The organism is Glutamicibacter arilaitensis Re117 (assembly GCF_000197735.1).
GTDB classification, from domain to species: Bacteria; Actinomycetota; Actinomycetes; order Actinomycetales; family Micrococcaceae; genus Glutamicibacter; species Glutamicibacter arilaitensis.
Genome location: NC_014550.1, coordinates 3,341,955 through 3,357,712 on the forward strand (window position 1 = coordinate 3,341,955; position 15,758 = coordinate 3,357,712).

A 15,758-nucleotide genomic window follows, 5' to 3' on the forward strand; every position below is an offset into this window, starting at 1 on the left:
TGCGCACTAGGATGAAAGAAAGCCTAAGTAGGGGGAATGCTGCACTTCTCCCCGTCTTTTTGTCGGGGGTGGACAGGAATTCCATTCTGTAGTTCTCGCCTTCCTACGGACTTTCCGTGTTCGTGTGAGCTGTCATGATGTCGTGAGACACGCGTTCGTAGGAGAATGAGTGCATGTCCAAACGTCAGAAGTTCACCCCGGAGTTCCGCGCCGAAGCAGTCGAACTAGTGATCTCCTCCCAGAAGAGCCTGGTCGAGGTCACAGCCTCTCTAGGCATCAACGAAGGAACCCTGGGCAACTGGGTCCGCGCTTACCGCACCGAGCACCCAGAATCGGAAGCAGAGGAACGCGGACCAGTGGAATGGGCCCAATACGAGAAATTGCGCAAGGAACTGCTGGAGGTGAAACGGGAGAACGACTTTTTAAACGATGTCAGCGCCTATTTCGCCTCGAACAGCAAGAAATAAGCGCAATCTTCACCTTCATCAAAGCCCATGCCGGCCAGTACCCGGTGAACTGGATGTGCCAGAAACTGCAGGTTTCCAGGGCGTCCTATTACCGGTGGCTGAACCCCTGCGAGGAGCTGAGCGAAGCCAAAGCACTGCGCATGCGCCGCACCGAACTGGTCCACTACAACGCTAAGACCTACACCGCAGCCGTGCAACTCGTTGCTCGACTGGCCACGGGAGCTTCGACTTTGAACCGAACGGTTGCTGCTGAGGAGGAAGAACGATGGGCTTTTCGCCGCTGAAATTCTGCGATACATGTGGTTGGGTACCCAAAAGCCGTGCGCTGCACGCAAAGGATTGCGCGGCGCACGGCTCGGCGGCTTCTACTTGCAGAACCCGTTGTTCTTGATGACGTCCAGGATCTTCTTGGCATCCCGCTCGGTGACCGTTTCCACGCCTGCGCCTTCAAAACGAGCTTGAGTACTCGAGATCAACTTGTCCGGTGACATACCGCCCAAAATGTCAGTGCACTGATTGCGAGCGCTGTTAAAAGCCTTCTCATTGTTCAGCGCCGGATCGATTTCCGCTAGATCTTCCCGTAGCTTTGCTTCTTGCTCGGAGTCAGGCCTAGGGATGCCGGTGGCGGCGCCAGCAGCAACCTCGTTGGCGGTGGACTCATTGAAGTATGTACATCCGCTCAGTGCAACAGTGCTGATCATCAGGAAGCTGGCAAAGACTTTCTTCATGTTACTCCTTAGGAATGGGATCGCGATCAGTACTGCGATTTGTCTATATGAACCGTCCCGGAAATCATGTCGCTAATTTACTAGCGGCAACATCGGGTATCGCGCCGTTGAAGTCATCATAGTAGAGTTCCTAAAATTCCACCTGTTTACTATAGCCGAGGGTCGAATGCAACCGGGCATAGTTGTACCAGTGCACCCAATCCACGACGACATCCCCGACATCGGATTCCGCTGCCAACGGGCTGTTGCGGAACGGGGAATCCCTAGCCGCGGCTTCGTTCTTGAACAACCTCATCACCGTTTCGGCGGCCGCGTTGACGAACGCATCCCCGATGGTGCCGATCGATGGGACCAGCCCTTCAGCGGCCAGCGTCCTGGTGTACCGCTGCGAGGTATATTCACTGCCGGCATCTGAATGATGTACCGTGCCTTGAATCGGGCTTTACGAGATCCCGAACCATGCCGGCGTTGCCATAACGCCATCCGGAGAGCTTCCTTCACAAACTCGGTATCATGCGAGGTTGACGTCGCCCAAGACAGAATCCGTCTGGAGAACAAATCGATCATGAACGATACGTAGGTGAACCCGGCGCCGGTCGGCACATCAGTGAAATTTGTGATCCAGACCTTGTCAGGCGCGACAGTGAAGAATTTGCGGTTCAGCAGATCCTTGGCCCGAATCTTGTCCTTCACACGGATCGTGGTGACAGTCCTCCGGCCTCTGGCCAGACCCTTCATTCCCGCCTCGCGCAACAGCTAAGTCCACGGTGTGCTTCGAGATCTCAAGGAAGCCGTTGCGCTGCAACCAAGCCCGCATCTTCCGACGCCCGTACAGCAACCTCAGGCTTAGGCCTGCCGGTCTTCTCATCAGGCTGCTGCAGATTGTGCAGGACGTTGAGGATCTGGGCGTCGGTGATGTCCCGGGATGCCGGTTGGCGTTGTTTCCAGCCGCGGTAGGTTCGCGCAGAGACCTGCAGTCCCTGAATAGTCAGGGCTTGGCATGTCTGCTCGACTGCGTAGCCGCACTCGCGTTGATGGTCGATGAACTCGGTGATTAGGGCCGGCGAGGGTCGAGCTCCCTCGCGAAGAAAATCGCTGGCTGGCGGAGGATTTCGTTGCTTTCTTCCAGGTCCTTGGCCTTGGCCTCCAGGGCTTTGATCTCGGCGAGTTCCTCGCTGGTGGGGCCGGTGCGGTCCCCGGCGTCGACCTGGGCCTGGACGACCCACCGGCGCAGGGCCTCGGCGCCGATGCTCAGCTTGGGTGCAAGATCCTGGCCGGCACTGTAGACCGACTTGTATCGCTCCAACCGGTCCAGGACATAGGCGACGGCGCGGGCCTTGGCTTCAGGGGTGTACTGCTTGGGCATGCTTTCCATTCTCTCAATAGAAAGCGGCATGAAACCCAGGACGTTTCACCGAGCCCCTCGAGATCTAGTGGGTGGAACTGTCCATCGGCAGCGCGGCGTACGACCATGCCGCCGCGAAGACCGTGTGGGATTGTTCAAGAACGAGGCCGTCGCCACGGTCTCGCTTTTCTGCATCGGAGCGGTTAAGACCGAATTAGACGTTGTGGAGGTTGTCTTCGAATGGGTGCATTGGTACAGCTGCGAACGCCTGCGTTCCTCTCTGTTCCACCAAGCACCGGAGGAATTCGAGCGAACCTATTATGATGAAATTTCCGGCTCGTTACCCGACGCTGTCGCGCATAAAACGGCAGCATGGTTTGCGGGACGGTGCAGCCATCCCTATCGGGGAATGGGCAAAGATCACACTGCTGCATACTGCATATAACTTTCAAAAACGGTCGTTTTTGATGTCCGAACCACCATTGGAGATCCCGCCGGTCGAAGCGAAACCTACTTCAAGGTGATGCATCCCGAATCATGGCAAGAAACAGGTCAGAAAATCAGTCTTACAAAGGCCTTCCCAGTTCAAAACAGCATTTGAACTGGGAAGCCTTAGCAAGAACAACAAACTAAAATCTCTGGAAGTCCATTCAGCCTGCGACCTTCCAGAGCATAGAATTTAAAACACGGTAACTGACTTCAATGTAGTGGCGCTGCTGAGCTTAACCTTGACCTTAGGCGCAACTGTGGCGTAGCAAACTTTACTGCTGCAAGCTCGCATAGTTCGATTCTGCGAACCGTAACTTCCGCGGTTATTCCAAGTGCCGGTCAGCGATCCCGTGCCAATAAAGCCATAATCAACAGAAGCTCCACCTGCACCATAGAGACACGCATTGACGGTTGTGGAAGCGCAATTGCTAGTGGGAAGCAGCGCGTACGTCTGGACGGTGCTTTCCTTCTCAACCTTGGTTATTTCTGCGGTTTCCGCCTCCTGATAAACGACAGCTGGTTTACCAGACTCCAATAGCGCCAATTCTTCATCGCTGAGATTCTTTGTTATTTCTTCAAAATTCGGTTCCTTTTGTTCTATGAAGTAACCGGAAAGATCGAAAGTGGTAGCCGCAGGAACAGCAGTTGAAGGGACACTCACATCTGCGGTGGAAGCTGCCATTGCTGGGGAGGCAAGGACAGATCCTGCGAGTAACGAAGCGCCGATAATGGCGGCAGCCCTGGAAAGAAGATTTTTCATAATTCCTCGTAACTGAAACGTTGACCAGTGTGTATTTACTGACCCTTCTTTACTCTAACTTAGAGATTTTCGGCTTACATCGAGGAATGACTTGCATCTTGTATCAAATAGGTAACAAATTACCTCGTCAGTAAAGCCCTGGATCTAAAACGACCGACCGTCATTGACACACACTGAAAAGCCGATCAGCTTCCAATCTGACGAATAAGTTCGGACAACCTGTCCTCCCGATCCTGCAGGGCTTGTCGGCCGACAGTTCAATCTTGAAAAACGGTTGTTTTTGAGCTGAGTTCCCGATCTGATGCTACCGCTCGCTACTCTGGCCTTCGGGCAGTCGCGCAGGACTGGAAGTACCTGTTTCTGAGATTTCGAATGAACTGGACGGCCGAGCGAGAACGATTCCCAAGGCTAGCGTCAGCAGGAGCAACCCTTCTCGGAAGACTATGCCAATCGCAGAGAGAACAATATTCTCAGGTAGCGCCGTGAGAACCCAATCTCCGAGGTCGGTTGGTTGCATAAGAAGAAAGAGCAGTCCGGCTAGGCCCCAGCGCCGGGTACGTGCATTCAGGGAGAGGCGCAGGACGATAAACACCAGGAACACCCAATGGTGTATCCAGCTAACCGGTGAGAGCAATTGAATGCTTGCGCCTGCAATAAGAACTGCATCGAGGGTTCGCTGCGCTTTGTGCAAGTGGTAGGCAGTAGCCAAGGCGGCCGCAGCTACGCCAAGGATGAAGAAGGCCTTGACTCCTAGGGGGGCGTCCGCCCAAAAGTATGCGAGAGCGCCGGAAATCGAATTGTTCCCGCTTGTTGCGAAATTGCTGCCCAGATCTACTTTGTCGCTCAGCGACAAGATCTCCACGCTCAGATAATGCCATGTATTTACGGGGAAGAGTACCGCGCCGATGGCCAGGGTGCCCAGACCTCCTGCGCACATCCATATTGCTGCTCGGAACTGGCGAGTAGCGAGAAGATAAAACAGGAAGAATGCAGGAGTGAGCTTGATGCCTGCTGCAATGCCAGTCAATAGTCCGCGAGGCAGCCAAGAAATCCGCTGTGTCTTATTAGCCGCCAGATCATAGAGACAGGCAACAGCTAGCAAGATATTGATCTGCCCGAAAGCGAGATGCTGAGCGATCACGGTTGTTCCGCTCAGCAGGAGAAACAGGGCGATAACAAACTTGGATGAGGGATCGTGGCCGATTGAGCGGGCCAGGAACCTCAGTGCCCAGGCAAATCCGCAAAGCATGACGAAGGTCCAGGTAACCCAAGCCAGCATTGGCGGAAGCAAAGTGAATGGTTGGATGAGTAAAAGGGTGAAAGGGGTGTATACGAAAGGCAACCCCTCATCTGGCAATCGTTCGCTGAAAATATTGTGAGCGTAGATATTCTCAGTTGTGAAAGCCTGGCGAGCCGCATCGTAGTAGACAAAAAAATCTACAGGCATGTAGGTCAGGCTTGATAACGCCAGACATAGAAAAAGTAAGGTCATTGCCAGCGGGAGAAGATACTGAATTACGTATTTCTGCTGTAACACTGGCAACGACCTTACTTGTCTACTGGTTAGAGATTCTCTCTACCCACCCTATGACAATTAGCAAGAGCGAAGATAGAAGGCGTTGGTGATTGCGTAGATGCCGCCATCGTTCTTGCGTAGCAGGGTCGAACCAGGGCCAACGCACTTGGTTGGGTCCCTTTAAGCAGTCCAGCAGCTATGCGATAGCTAACTGATTCTCTCTAACCCACTCATCCCAAAACCGGGACGGCGTCAACCCATCCAAAGACCCATGGGGACGCTCATGATTGTAAATGTCCTTCCATTCATCAGCCAAATACTTCGCTTCCACCATAGTGTCCATAATTTCCCCGGAAAGCTGTTCACGCCGGAACTGCGCATTGAACGACTCGATAAAACCGTTCTGCCAAGGTGAGCCCGGATCGATAAACGCAGTGGACACCCCCACAGTGTTACACCAATCCACCAGCGCGCCAGCAGTGAACTCAGGCCCGTTATCACACCGCACAAACGTTGGCTGGATCCCAATTTCAGCAATGATGTCCTCCAAAACAGCCACCACATCAGCAGCTTTAAAAGACCTGCGGGGAATGATCGCCAAAGCGGTCCGCGTGTACTCATCAATGACATTGAAGAACCGGATATGACGGCCACAAGAGGTGACATCCGACTGGAAATCAAAGCTCAGTACATGCATCGGGTACTCGGCGGTCAACCGCTTCTGTTCCCCAGCGTCTGGGCCGGTGCGCCGCTTCTTTCGACGCTTGGGCTTACAGACCAAGCCTTCTTCTCGCCATAATCGTCGGATGCGCTTGCTGTTCAAGACAGTGTCTTTCCATCGTTCGGTGGCCAGCAAGTGCCAGCGGGCTTTGCGCCAGCCCCACGTTGGATGCTTAGACGCGACAGCCCTCAAGTCGGCTCGTAGCTGCGCTTCGTCAAAGCTCATCGGTGTTTTTTTCTTACGTAGTGCAGAGCGGTTCTGGCCCAGAACGTGGCAAGCGAAGCGTTCGGATGCCCCGAATTTTTCCATCGCCATCCGTACAGCACGGCGGCGTGGTTCGGGGCTTAGAATTTTCCCTTGGCAACCTCAGTAAGGATGTCGTTGGCGAGCATCTGATCAGCGAGCAGCTTCTTGAGGCGCGCGTTTTCCCTCTCTAGCTCCTTGGTACGTTTGCTGGCTTCAGCGTTTTTCTCGGACCCGTACTGGTTGATCCAGCGGTACCAAGTAGCTTCAGTGATCTGAAGTTCCTTGATGACCTCGATCATCGGGTGTCCGTCGTTGAGCATCTTTTGTCCTTGGCGGACTTTAGCGATGACCTGGTCTGGTGTGTGTCTGCGTGCCATTGTTTCTGTGATTCCTCCTGTGTCCATTGTCGGACACGAGTACTCACATAGTCACTGGACTACTTTCCGGGGACCCAACCACACTGACCGTAGTTTCCTACAACCTGATCAACCTGGATGTAGGCTCTGCCTGAACCGCAATGATTGTAGTAGCTATACCCTCCGCTGACGTAATAGCCGCATGGCGCAGCTTGAGCGGCAGGGGCTGCTATGACTGCCCCTGACGCAATTATGCCCAGCGCAAGCGCGGCTCCAGTTAGGCGTTTCTTCAATCCGATCATTGGCTTACCTTCTCTTCTGAGGTGCAGTGACAAGACCAGAATATGTATATAAAGGTTTTTAAACCAGTAGTGATATTTAAATATTTTGAGTGTAGGATACGCAAATCAAATACTTGGAATAAAAACAGGCGCCTTCCAGAATTGGTGGCTAGAGCGGTGTGCGGGTCTGTAGCATACGCTTATGACCGCAACAATTATTCGCCCGCTTAGGGGCAGGATTCAGGTAAGGGGCTTGAATGCTCCCCGAGGTGGACAGCCAACGAACAAGGAAATGTTCAGAACGGCAACTGGCGCTGCCATCCGACCAACATGGGTTGTGGCAGATCCTGGGGAACCGGGCTGGAAAGGGTATTGGACGATCGCACGTCAACATCTAACGGATGTTGCTGAAGCAGTAGCTATTCGCGATGGACTTGTTTTCATTGAGATGCATTACAGCACGGCTGAGCAGTGCGATACGAGATGCCAGACAGCTGAAGGTAATGACTGCACGTGTTCCTGTGAAGGTAAATACCACGGCAGGGGAGAGCATGCTGCTTGGCTCGAAGTCGGCGATACAACGCTGTTTCGTGGGGGAGACGAGAAGATCGTGACGCGTTCTCTCGACGGCCAACAAGCCCTGCGGGATCGGGAAGATAGGTTGGCTGAACTGATTCGTCAGATTGGAAGGTGATCGGCTTTTCGGTTGGATCCAATAACGGTCGTTTTCGACCAGGCAACCAGGAACCAGGAAGCTGTCAGATTCCGAAGTCGGCTGCTCATGAGGGGCCAGGCGTTGCCCGCAGAATCAGAGTCCGAACTCAGCGAGTTGGCAGATATTCGTCAGAGAGAACGGTGAATAGATACACTATGGCGCGCGTCGAGGCCTTCCGAATGGGTGGTGTAGGAACCGTCCCACTCTGAAGACCTCGATCTTTTTGTCGTCAAGACACGCCGAATCCGTTCGTCTCAGCTCGGCCGGCAGTGACAATGACTTTCACGAAGAACCCTGCGTCACTAAGAGATCGCGCCAATAGGTGTGCAACATCCGCAGTAAGTATTAATGACAGCGTAATTAACCACGTCAGGCACGTCATTAAGCAGTGAAGCAGGCACGGACAGTGTTAAACAAGGTTTGTCTAGAACCGTTTACACAAGAAGGTCACGTGCCTGCCCTACCATCTTCCATCATCGAGCCTCTCTGGCGCCAATTCGAAGCGTTGATCCCAGATCGGAACGTAACCCATCCACTGGGCTGCCACAAGCCACGGATCAGCGACCGGATCATCTTCGACAAGTTCATCCAAGTCCTCGTCCTGGGCGCTGCCTATGAGAAAATCAGCGACACGACCTGCTCGGCCACCACCATCCGACGGCGCCGCGACGAATGGATCACCGCAGGGATCTTCCGCGAACTGGAGCAGATCTGCCTGGAATCCTACGACCGGATCATTGGACTGGACCTAGAGAATCTCGTCATCGACGGATGTCTGGTCAAAGCGCCGTGCGGCGGTGAAGCCGCCGGAAAATCCCCGGTAGACCGCGGCAAGCAAGGCACCAAACGCTCGCTGATGACCGACGGGAAAGGCATCCCGGTCGGCTGCATCACCGCAGGCGCGAACCGGCACGATTCCCCGTTGCTACGCCCCACGCTCGAACGCCTTTCCCGTTTCGGCTACCAGCTGCCAGAGCAGATTACCGTGCATCTGGATGCTGGATATGACAGCCGTAAAACACGGGAGCTGCTTACCGAGCTGGGTTGTGATTGGGAGATCAGTACCAAGGGCGAACCCTTGCAGGCCGGGGTCCGCTGGGTGGTGGAACGAAACCAATTCGTGGCACAACCGGGGGTTCAAGAAATTGGCGATCTGCACCGAGCGCAAGGTCCGGGTCATTGACGCGTTGATCAGCCTCGCGAACAGTGTCATCGTGATCCGCAGGCTGATCGGGGAAGCGTGGGCGACCCATCGGTGGGATACGAGGCCTAATCGAAAGCCTTAAGAATCGTTTGTCCCCTATTGGCGCGATCTCTTAGACGCTGCTCGTAGTTCTTCGTGGCTGCCACTGGGTGGAACACTGGAATGGGCAGTGCAACTGCGCAGGAATCCCAATACTTCACTCGGAAAGTTACCGCGCCTTGGTCTTCTGTGCGAGCGAAAAGCTCGTGGATTTTTGTTGTAGCTTTTTCCGGATCAACGGGCTGCAATGCGGGGTTCGGCGTGGAAACATAGAAGAATTTAAGTTCATTAGAGCCAGTATCGAGCACGGCCACCAAGACAGACCGACCGTGCATGGACACTAGACCCATGACGTCGTTAACCGGTTCGGTAGGCGCCGCCATGACAATTGGCATTCCCTGAGCCCAGCCGTGCGCGGCGAGGTGTGCGCGTCCTTCACGTGATCCGAGCAGTTCGCTGACGCGTTCGGCAGTTTGCGTTCTTACGAGACGTCCTGGCATTGGTACTACCTCCACTGTGTTCTTGAGTCTTCCGAGTGATCCCCATCAGCTTGGAACAAGACACAACGCAGACTGGCTGCCTGTCGCTGCGGTTCTTAGTGTGTTGTTTCCACCCTAGGATGATCGGCGCAACAACGCTACCGATTCAGGTAAACGTTAATAAAAGTTCACGTCAACTCATCAATTGGCAGTTTTTTAAGGAACCGCATTGCCTGTGGAAAGAAAATGTGGATTGGCGGAAGGGTGCTGAAAATGACTAGTCAGACAGGCAAGGGCTGGGGGCCGCGCGTTGCTCAGAGCGCATATGAAGCGTCGAAACTGGGGATCGGTGAGGATTCTCAGAAATTTAAGAGGTTTGACTAGGGAATTGGCGCAAGGCTCAGCGATTATCAGATGACAGCTGGGCATCCGCCGCGTGGTTGTCGTTGCTGACGTAGAGGGGGATCTGGTGAAGCGCGGCGCTATGAGCCCAGAAATGGACGCGAAAGGGCATAAGCCTATTCTCGCTGTGCCTAATGCAGAGTTCCGCGAGCGTAGTTCCCGATGGCAGAGGAACAACTCTGGTGAAGAGGGGGCTGGGGATGGTGACATGCCACAGTTGCAAGGCGTCAGTTTGAGCGTTGGTGAGCGCCAGAAGCACAGCCCGCCCATGGACGGAAACAAACCCCATGACGTCTTCCACCAGCTCATCTCGGTGGGCAAAGACTACTGGCATGCCTTCCACCCATCCATACGCGGTGAGGTGCCTTTGAGTTATAGGGCAATGCAGCAGCTCGTTGAGACGTTGGGTGGCGGGGGTATGTAGTTCGGGCGTGTTCATATCTTCCTCCATTGGGGGCAGCTTGCCCTAAGCTGACCGACCACGAGCTTTACTGAATTTTATTCAGGTACGTTCCCCGGGTTTCGCTTGCGGCGCTCGGTAATCTTTGTGGAGTGATCTTCTGAGAATACTCCTAACTTGGGAAAGAGGGTATCCAATCGGCGGAAGACTTTGGGCGTCTCATGGCCGGCAAACTTAAGGGGATGGCCCAGATTCGATGACGTCGATCCCTATGAATGAACTAATTGGTGTGAAGCTTGTCCATTTTATTGATCCGTCGGTAGAGGGTTGCGCGGGACATGCCCATGTCTTTGGCTACTTGCGTTGCTGGTTCGCCGGCCTGAAGGAGTTTCACCGCGGTACGGATCTGGGACTCGGTAAAGGTCGGGCGACGGCCTCCGAGATCGCCGCCGGTGGTGCGGCGTTTGGTGACGGAGTCGTTGATGCGTTCCCGTTTGATTTCCAGCTCCATCTGCGCGAGTGCTGCCATGACGGTGAAGACCATGGCGCCCATTGGGGTTTTGGTGTCGACGTCACCGCCGCCCAAGTTCAGCACCCGTAAACCAATATTTCGCTCACGAAGTTCTTCGGCTAATTCGAGCATTTTTTGGGTGGAGCGCCCAAGTCGGTCCAAGGTGGTGATCACGAGCGTGTCGTTCGGGTGCAGCGATTCGAGCGCCTTACCGAGTCCGGGCCGCTTCGCCAGTGCGCCGGATAGGCCGTGGTCGATATAGAGGTCATCGCGTCGGACCCCAGTCGCAAGAAGATCCTGGATTTGCCGGTCGGCGTCTTGGGCTTTGGTTGATACGCGGGCGTAGCCGATCAGTTTGGGCATTGGTCCTTCGAAAGTGTCTCGCAACTAATGGTGTAGACACGATTTTACGCCATCGGTTGCGACACATAGTTACGAGAATTCTAGACCATTGAGTTTCCGTGGATTTTTCACCGGGGGAGTGAGGTTCGACGAGACGTCTTGCAACCTATAGGTTGCAAGACGTCTCTTAGATAAATGGGCTCTTCAGGATTGAGGGTGTAAACGCCGTCTAAACCCACCGGTCTCCAACAACGACCGGGCGATATAGTGCGCCAGATTCTTGAACCCCAACGCGATACCTCGCAGATGCTCCAACCTGCCATTCAAAGCCTCGGTAGGACCATTCGAACTACCAATATGATCAAAGTACGCGAGAATGTCCGTCTTCCTCCTGCGCAGGGTGCCGCCGAGCTTTTTCAGCTCCGGCAACCCTTTCGGTACCTTCGTGCCAACTTCGTTGATCAGTTGCTCCAAGGCCCACCGTCCGACCTCGGGCTTCGGTTGCCGGTAGGCATCCACCATCTTCTGATACACGCTCCAGACCAATTGAACCGGCTCATACTCCGGCTCCTTGAACAGGTCTTCAAGCTTGGTCTTCTGCTTTTCCGTAGCCAAGGATAGTCCCGTGGTCAGCGTTCGCCTGCACTTGTAAAGCGGGTCATCCTTGCGTCCTCGACGCCCATGTTGCTCACGTTGAATCCGTTGCCGGGTCTGGTCCAGCGCCTCGGAACCTAGTTTGACTACATGGAATGGATCCAACACCTCCACCGCGTGGGGTAGCTCCTCGACGGCAGCTGTTTTGAAGCCGGTGAAACCGTCCATTGCGACGACTTCAATGCCCTGTTTCCATTGTTCTTCTTGATCAGCCAGCCAGGTTTTGAATACAGCTTTGGATCTTCCAGGGACCATGTCGATCAGTCGTGCGGTACCGGTGCCGTCACGCACCGCGGTGAGGTCCACAATCACGGTGACGTATTTGTCGCCGGTTCGGGTATGCCGCCAAACATGTTCATCGACTCCCAGCACTTTGACCCCGTCGAAGCGGGTTGGATCATCAATCAGTAAGCGTTGACCTTCAGCCAGCACAGCCTCATTGGCGGTATTCCAGGTGACGCCGAGGCCTTCGGCAATTCGGGAGACTGACAAGTGGTGGCAGACCAGTCCAACCAGCGCCCAGCGTAGCCCGGTCCTGCTGATTTTCTGGCGTGGCGCTACTGCTTGGGACAGCTCTTCACGCCAGACTCGTTGGCAATTGGCGCAACGGTAGCGGCGGTGTTTGATGACTAGGACAGTGGGACGCCAGCCCAATGGTTCGTGGGCGAGGCGGCGGGTGACGGTATCGCGTGGAATGCCTGCTGCTCCGCAGGTTTGGCACCAAGGGATCGGGTTGGTGACGTGGCAGAGGATTTCGGCTTTCGCTGCGCTCAGGTGTTGCCCGATTGCGGTCAGTCCCAAGCCGTCAAGATTGGTGAAAGTGGTGAGGTCTGGTGCGGTGAAGGTAGGATTGAGCAACGTCGAGGTCTTTCGAAAATGGCTAGTGTAGTAACTTCCATTCTTCTGGAAGACCTCGACTTTTTCGTGCTCGGCGACATGCCCGGGAATCGGGGTGTTGGTTTCAGGTGGTTACACTCTTATTCCTGAAGAGCCCTTTAAGCGAAATAGCTGGGGGCATTAATTCTCACCAGTCAATGCGTCGATAATCGTTTGCGTGTCGTGACGGATCAGCTCTAAATAGGTAGGCACAGGACCGTCTTTTCCGGAGAGGGAATCCACATAGAGGGTGCCACCGAATTTGGCATCGGTGGCTTCGACGACCTGCTGCATGGGCGCGTCAGACACTGTGGACTCGCAGAAAACTGCGGGTACTTGGTTCGTGGTGACGAATTCGATGGCAGAGGTTATCTGCTGGGGTGTTGCTTGCTGCTCCGCGTTGACGGCCCAGATGTATTTTTCGGTTAGATCGGTGTCTTTGGCAAGGTAGGAAAAAGCTCCTTCACAAGTGACGAGTGCTCGTTGGCTCTGGGGCAGATGGGAAAGTTCAGTGACTAGCTCGTCATGCACTTCCTGTAATTCCTCTTTGTATGCTGCTGCATTACGCGCGTATTCATTGGTATTTTCAGGGTCAAGAGTGCTGAATGCCGAGGCCATGTTATCGACGTAGACCTGTACGTTTAGCGGGCTCATCCAGGCATGGGGATTAGGTTTTCCGGCATGCTCGTCTTCGGTGATATCGATTGGTTCGACACCGTCACTGACAACAGCGTGGGGCACGTCTAAGCCCTCGACGAATTGGCCGAACCATGCTTCGAGATTCATTCCGTTATCCAGGATCAGGTCAGCTTTCGCAGCTTTGCTGATATCGCCCGGGGTGGGTTCATAGCCGTGTATTTCCGCTCCGAATTTCGTAATGGATTCGATCTGCAGGTGGTCGCCGGCGACGTTTTCAGCGATATCGGCTAGTACGGTGAATGTGGTTAGGACCACTGGTTTCTTTTCTTGAGTCGTGGCGTAATTTTGCGGGGAAGTGGTGCAGCCAGTGAGGAGGAGAGCTAGGGCTCCTGCGCTAATAGCAAGGGAAAAGCGTGGGCGGAATGAACGTGGAGATCTGGGCATAGGATTGCCTTTCGATCGTAGGTTTACGGCTGAAGAATCTAGAGTGAGCTCATGAGTGATGGCGGGGTCTCAGGGGGTGGCCCTGCGCGATGTGCAGCTGAGGCGAATCGTTCTAATTTGGTCGGGTTTTCGCCGCGGCAGTAAATGCCGACTAGTCGCAGGAAGTAACGCACTACAGTTGCAGGGTCGGTGGAGGAACCCAGTAGTGACTGCGCTTCGTGGTGCTTGGACTCTTGCGCGGCGCGGAACAATGCGACGGCTTCGATCCAGAGTCCGTCGTTGGTTCGTTGTGAAGCATTATGTTGCATGGGTAGAACTCTAATGTTCGGTACACCGAAGTCCAAAATACTACTTGTTAGGTCGAGGGCCTTTCTGAAGCATGGATAATGCATGATTATGCAGAATGTCGGTTGTAGCCTGTGCTTGGATGTTGGTATCGCCGAGGCATTTCATGGTCGAAGTTTGAATGGTTGAGCCCATAGCCAGATGGGATCGGGGCGATCTAGGGGTGCGGTGGGGCAATACCCGTGGAGTGGCTAATCTTTCGACACATAGTTTATGAAACTGAGTTTTGCGACGAAATATCCTCGAAAATCTGTTGAGTTCTCAATCGTCGAGGATTTCCACTCAACCTGGCGCATGACTGTGTCACAAACGACCGTTTTAGAAACTGTCGAATGGTCTTAGTGTTCCTCCCATAGAGTCAGATGTATTTAGGTAAGAGGCGGTGGTCGGTTTTGGTTTCTGGTCTGTTATGATGATGTCATCATGATCAGCCCGCTCGCCTTATGGCTCGGGCTGATTTTCTTTAACAGGGAAGTTCATGGCTCAATACACTAAAAAGTGGCTATCGGTAGAAGAGCAGCTCGCGAAGCTTGAGCTTAATGGTGTGCTGATTGGTGATCGTGAAGCAGGGATACAGCTACTGAGGGCTGTGGGGTATTACCGTCTGACAGGGTATTTGTATCCCTTCCGCGATTCTCATTTTGTTTATGAGGCGGATGGTCGAGAACATGTCCAGGTGTTGAGTACCTACCGCAGGGGTACCTCGCTGGAACATGCTAGAAAACTCATTGATTTCGATCGAGCCTTGCGAATTCTGGTGTTGGATGGCATCGAGCGCATTGAAATTTCGTTGCGCATGCAACTTGGGTATGTCTTGGGTAGGAAGTCGCCATTCGCGCATCTTGACGCCACACAATTCGTTTCTTCGTTTACGACTAGCGAAGCCGAAGCCGGGGGAGTCATTCGGCCGAGTAAGCATGAAGTACTCATCACTCGGACGCGGGAACGGCAAAGTAGTTCAGATGAGTCTTTCGTGGCACATTTTCGTCAAAAGTATGATGATCAGATGCCGATTTGGGCACTTACCGAGATTATGGAGTTCGGGCATCTGAGCAGGATGTATGGCGGGCTTCAGAACTCGACAGGCACAGAGATCGCAATGACGTATGGTGTCCCTTCCAAGAGGATCATGGCAAGCTGGATCGCGAGCCTCAACTATGTGCGTAATGTTTCCGCGCACCACGCGAGGCTCTTTAACCGAAAACTTGTCTTTGCGCCGAAGCGACCTGCGCTTGGCCAGATTCCGCTGCTGGATCATTTGAAAGAAGAGGAATCATCTAAGCAGGTCTTCGGGCTCTACAACGTAGTAGCTATCATGGCCTATCTATTGCGATCGATCGATCCCGAATGCGACTGGTCCGAAAAAATGATCGAGCTGATAAATGGCTTTCCCAGCTCTTCTAGCCTCACCGTTGACAGCCTGGGTATGCCAGCGAATTGGTCTGATTTAGCCATATGGGCGAAGTAGGAAAGCGTGCACTTCTTTTTGTGGTCTGATGTTGCTTAGGATGCGGGGTTTAATTGCCTGTCAGACGTGTTGCAACCGCATCACGCAGTAACGCGACGCAATTGGTTTGCTGAGGGTATAGCCGGCAGCGCGGCTTACGCGGGTCGAATGTCTCTTTGTTTGCTTACTATGGTTCTGCTCTGGTTTTGAAGGTTGATGTGTAGTTTCTTCGGGAAGACTGCAAAGCGCCATATGAATCGATCAGTTTGGCGGCTCAAATATCCGATAGATGCGAATGGTCAGGCGACCAATATGGGCGCCTGACCATTCGATTGGGTTTTCCGCAAGGACG

General features: G+C 53.9%; 15 protein-coding genes and 2 pseudogenes. 4 read left to right on the forward strand and 13 right to left on the reverse strand.

The features are described from left to right. Positions 1-173 precede the first annotated feature (173 nt). A pseudogene (locus tag AARI_RS19400) lies at positions 174-631 on the forward strand (transposase); the annotation flags it as partial. 201 nt (positions 632-832) lie between these two features. Here the strand turns inward: AARI_RS19400 and AARI_RS15950 are convergent. From AARI_RS15950 to AARI_RS20465, 8 genes are all read right to left on the reverse strand, one after another. Continuing rightward, a complete protein-coding gene (locus AARI_RS15950; protein WP_013350285.1) occupies positions 833-1,195 on the reverse strand; it encodes a hypothetical protein in 363 nt (120 codons plus the stop codon). Positions 1,196-1,325: 130 nt separating this feature from the next. Continuing rightward, complete coding sequence (locus AARI_RS20460; RefSeq protein ID WP_407637047.1) at positions 1,326-1,490, reverse strand: hypothetical protein; 165 nt, start codon at positions 1,488-1,490, stop codon at positions 1,326-1,328. Continuing rightward, positions 1,490-1,888 carry a DDE-type integrase/transposase/recombinase gene (locus tag AARI_RS19410; RefSeq protein ID WP_162094127.1) on the reverse strand — a complete coding sequence of 133 codons (399 nt, stop codon included), beginning with the start codon at positions 1,886-1,888 and terminating at the stop codon, positions 1,490-1,492. Before AARI_RS19410 ends, AARI_RS20460 begins: the two co-directional genes overlap by 1 nt. A gap of 361 nt (positions 1,889-2,249) precedes the next feature. Beyond that, entirely contained in the window at positions 2,250-2,561 is a 312-nt protein-coding gene (locus AARI_RS15960) for a transposase (protein WP_041650260.1), read from the reverse strand. Between the two features lie 658 nt (positions 2,562-3,219). Next, entirely contained in the window at positions 3,220-3,789 is a 570-nt protein-coding gene (locus AARI_RS15970; protein WP_041649106.1) for a hypothetical protein, read from the reverse strand. A gap of 304 nt (positions 3,790-4,093) precedes the next feature. Then, positions 4,094-5,326, reverse strand: a complete 1,233-nt coding sequence (locus AARI_RS15975) for a glycosyltransferase 87 family protein (protein ID WP_041649107.1) — start codon at positions 5,324-5,326, stop codon at positions 4,094-4,096. Positions 5,327-5,501: 175 nt separating this feature from the next. Continuing rightward, positions 5,502-6,649, reverse strand: a protein-coding gene (locus AARI_RS15980) for an IS3-like element ISAar3 family transposase (protein WP_157867089.1) whose coding sequence is annotated in 2 segments (ribosomal slippage) — positions 5,502-6,376 and positions 6,376-6,649 — 1,149 coding nt in all. Because the reading frame shifts where the segments join, the coding sequence is not laid out codon by codon here. Positions 6,650-6,708: 59 nt separating this feature from the next. Beyond that, the gene (locus tag AARI_RS20465) at positions 6,709-6,930 is read right to left on the reverse strand and encodes a DUF6355 family natural product biosynthesis protein (protein WP_219724430.1); all 222 of its coding nucleotides are present in this window, start codon (positions 6,928-6,930) and stop codon (positions 6,709-6,711) included. A 181-nt stretch (positions 6,931-7,111) separates the two neighbouring features. Between AARI_RS20465 and AARI_RS19865 the strand changes: the two genes are divergently transcribed. Together AARI_RS19865 and AARI_RS15990 are read left to right on the forward strand one after the other, a co-directional pair. Then, complete coding sequence (locus AARI_RS19865; protein WP_162094128.1) at positions 7,112-7,603, forward strand: hypothetical protein; 492 nt, start codon at positions 7,112-7,114, stop codon at positions 7,601-7,603. Between the two features lie 472 nt (positions 7,604-8,075). Next, positions 8,076-8,910 (forward strand): annotated as a pseudogene (locus tag AARI_RS15990) (IS5 family transposase). Here AARI_RS15990 and AARI_RS15995 read toward each other — a convergent pair. From AARI_RS15995 to AARI_RS16015, 5 genes are all read right to left on the reverse strand, one after another. Next, positions 8,894-9,367, reverse strand: a complete 474-nt coding sequence (locus AARI_RS15995) for a hypothetical protein (protein WP_013350292.1) — start codon at positions 9,365-9,367, stop codon at positions 8,894-8,896. The pseudogene AARI_RS15990 and the gene AARI_RS15995 sit on opposite strands and share 17 nt — an antisense overlap. 379 nt (positions 9,368-9,746) lie before the next feature. Further along, a complete protein-coding gene (locus AARI_RS16000; RefSeq protein WP_041648188.1) occupies positions 9,747-10,187 on the reverse strand; it encodes a hypothetical protein in 441 nt (146 codons plus the stop codon). 241 nt (positions 10,188-10,428) lie between these two features. Next, entirely contained in the window at positions 10,429-11,022 is a 594-nt protein-coding gene (locus AARI_RS16005; protein ID WP_013347371.1) for a recombinase family protein, read from the reverse strand. A 183-nt stretch (positions 11,023-11,205) separates the two neighbouring features. Beyond that, positions 11,206-12,513 carry an ISL3-like element ISAar19 family transposase gene (locus AARI_RS16010; RefSeq protein WP_013347368.1) on the reverse strand — a complete coding sequence of 436 codons (1,308 nt, stop codon included), beginning with the start codon at positions 12,511-12,513 and terminating at the stop codon, positions 11,206-11,208. Between the two features lie 159 nt (positions 12,514-12,672). Next, positions 12,673-13,614, reverse strand: a complete 942-nt coding sequence (locus AARI_RS16015) for a metal ABC transporter substrate-binding protein (RefSeq protein ID WP_013350294.1) — start codon at positions 13,612-13,614, stop codon at positions 12,673-12,675. Positions 13,615-14,437: 823 nt separating this feature from the next. Between AARI_RS16015 and AARI_RS16020 the strand changes: the two genes are divergently transcribed. Then, positions 14,438-15,427 (forward strand): Abi family protein, encoded by a 990-nt coding sequence (locus tag AARI_RS16020; protein ID WP_013350296.1) that lies wholly within the window; start codon positions 14,438-14,440, stop codon positions 15,425-15,427. The last annotated feature ends 331 nt before the right edge of the window (positions 15,428-15,758 follow it).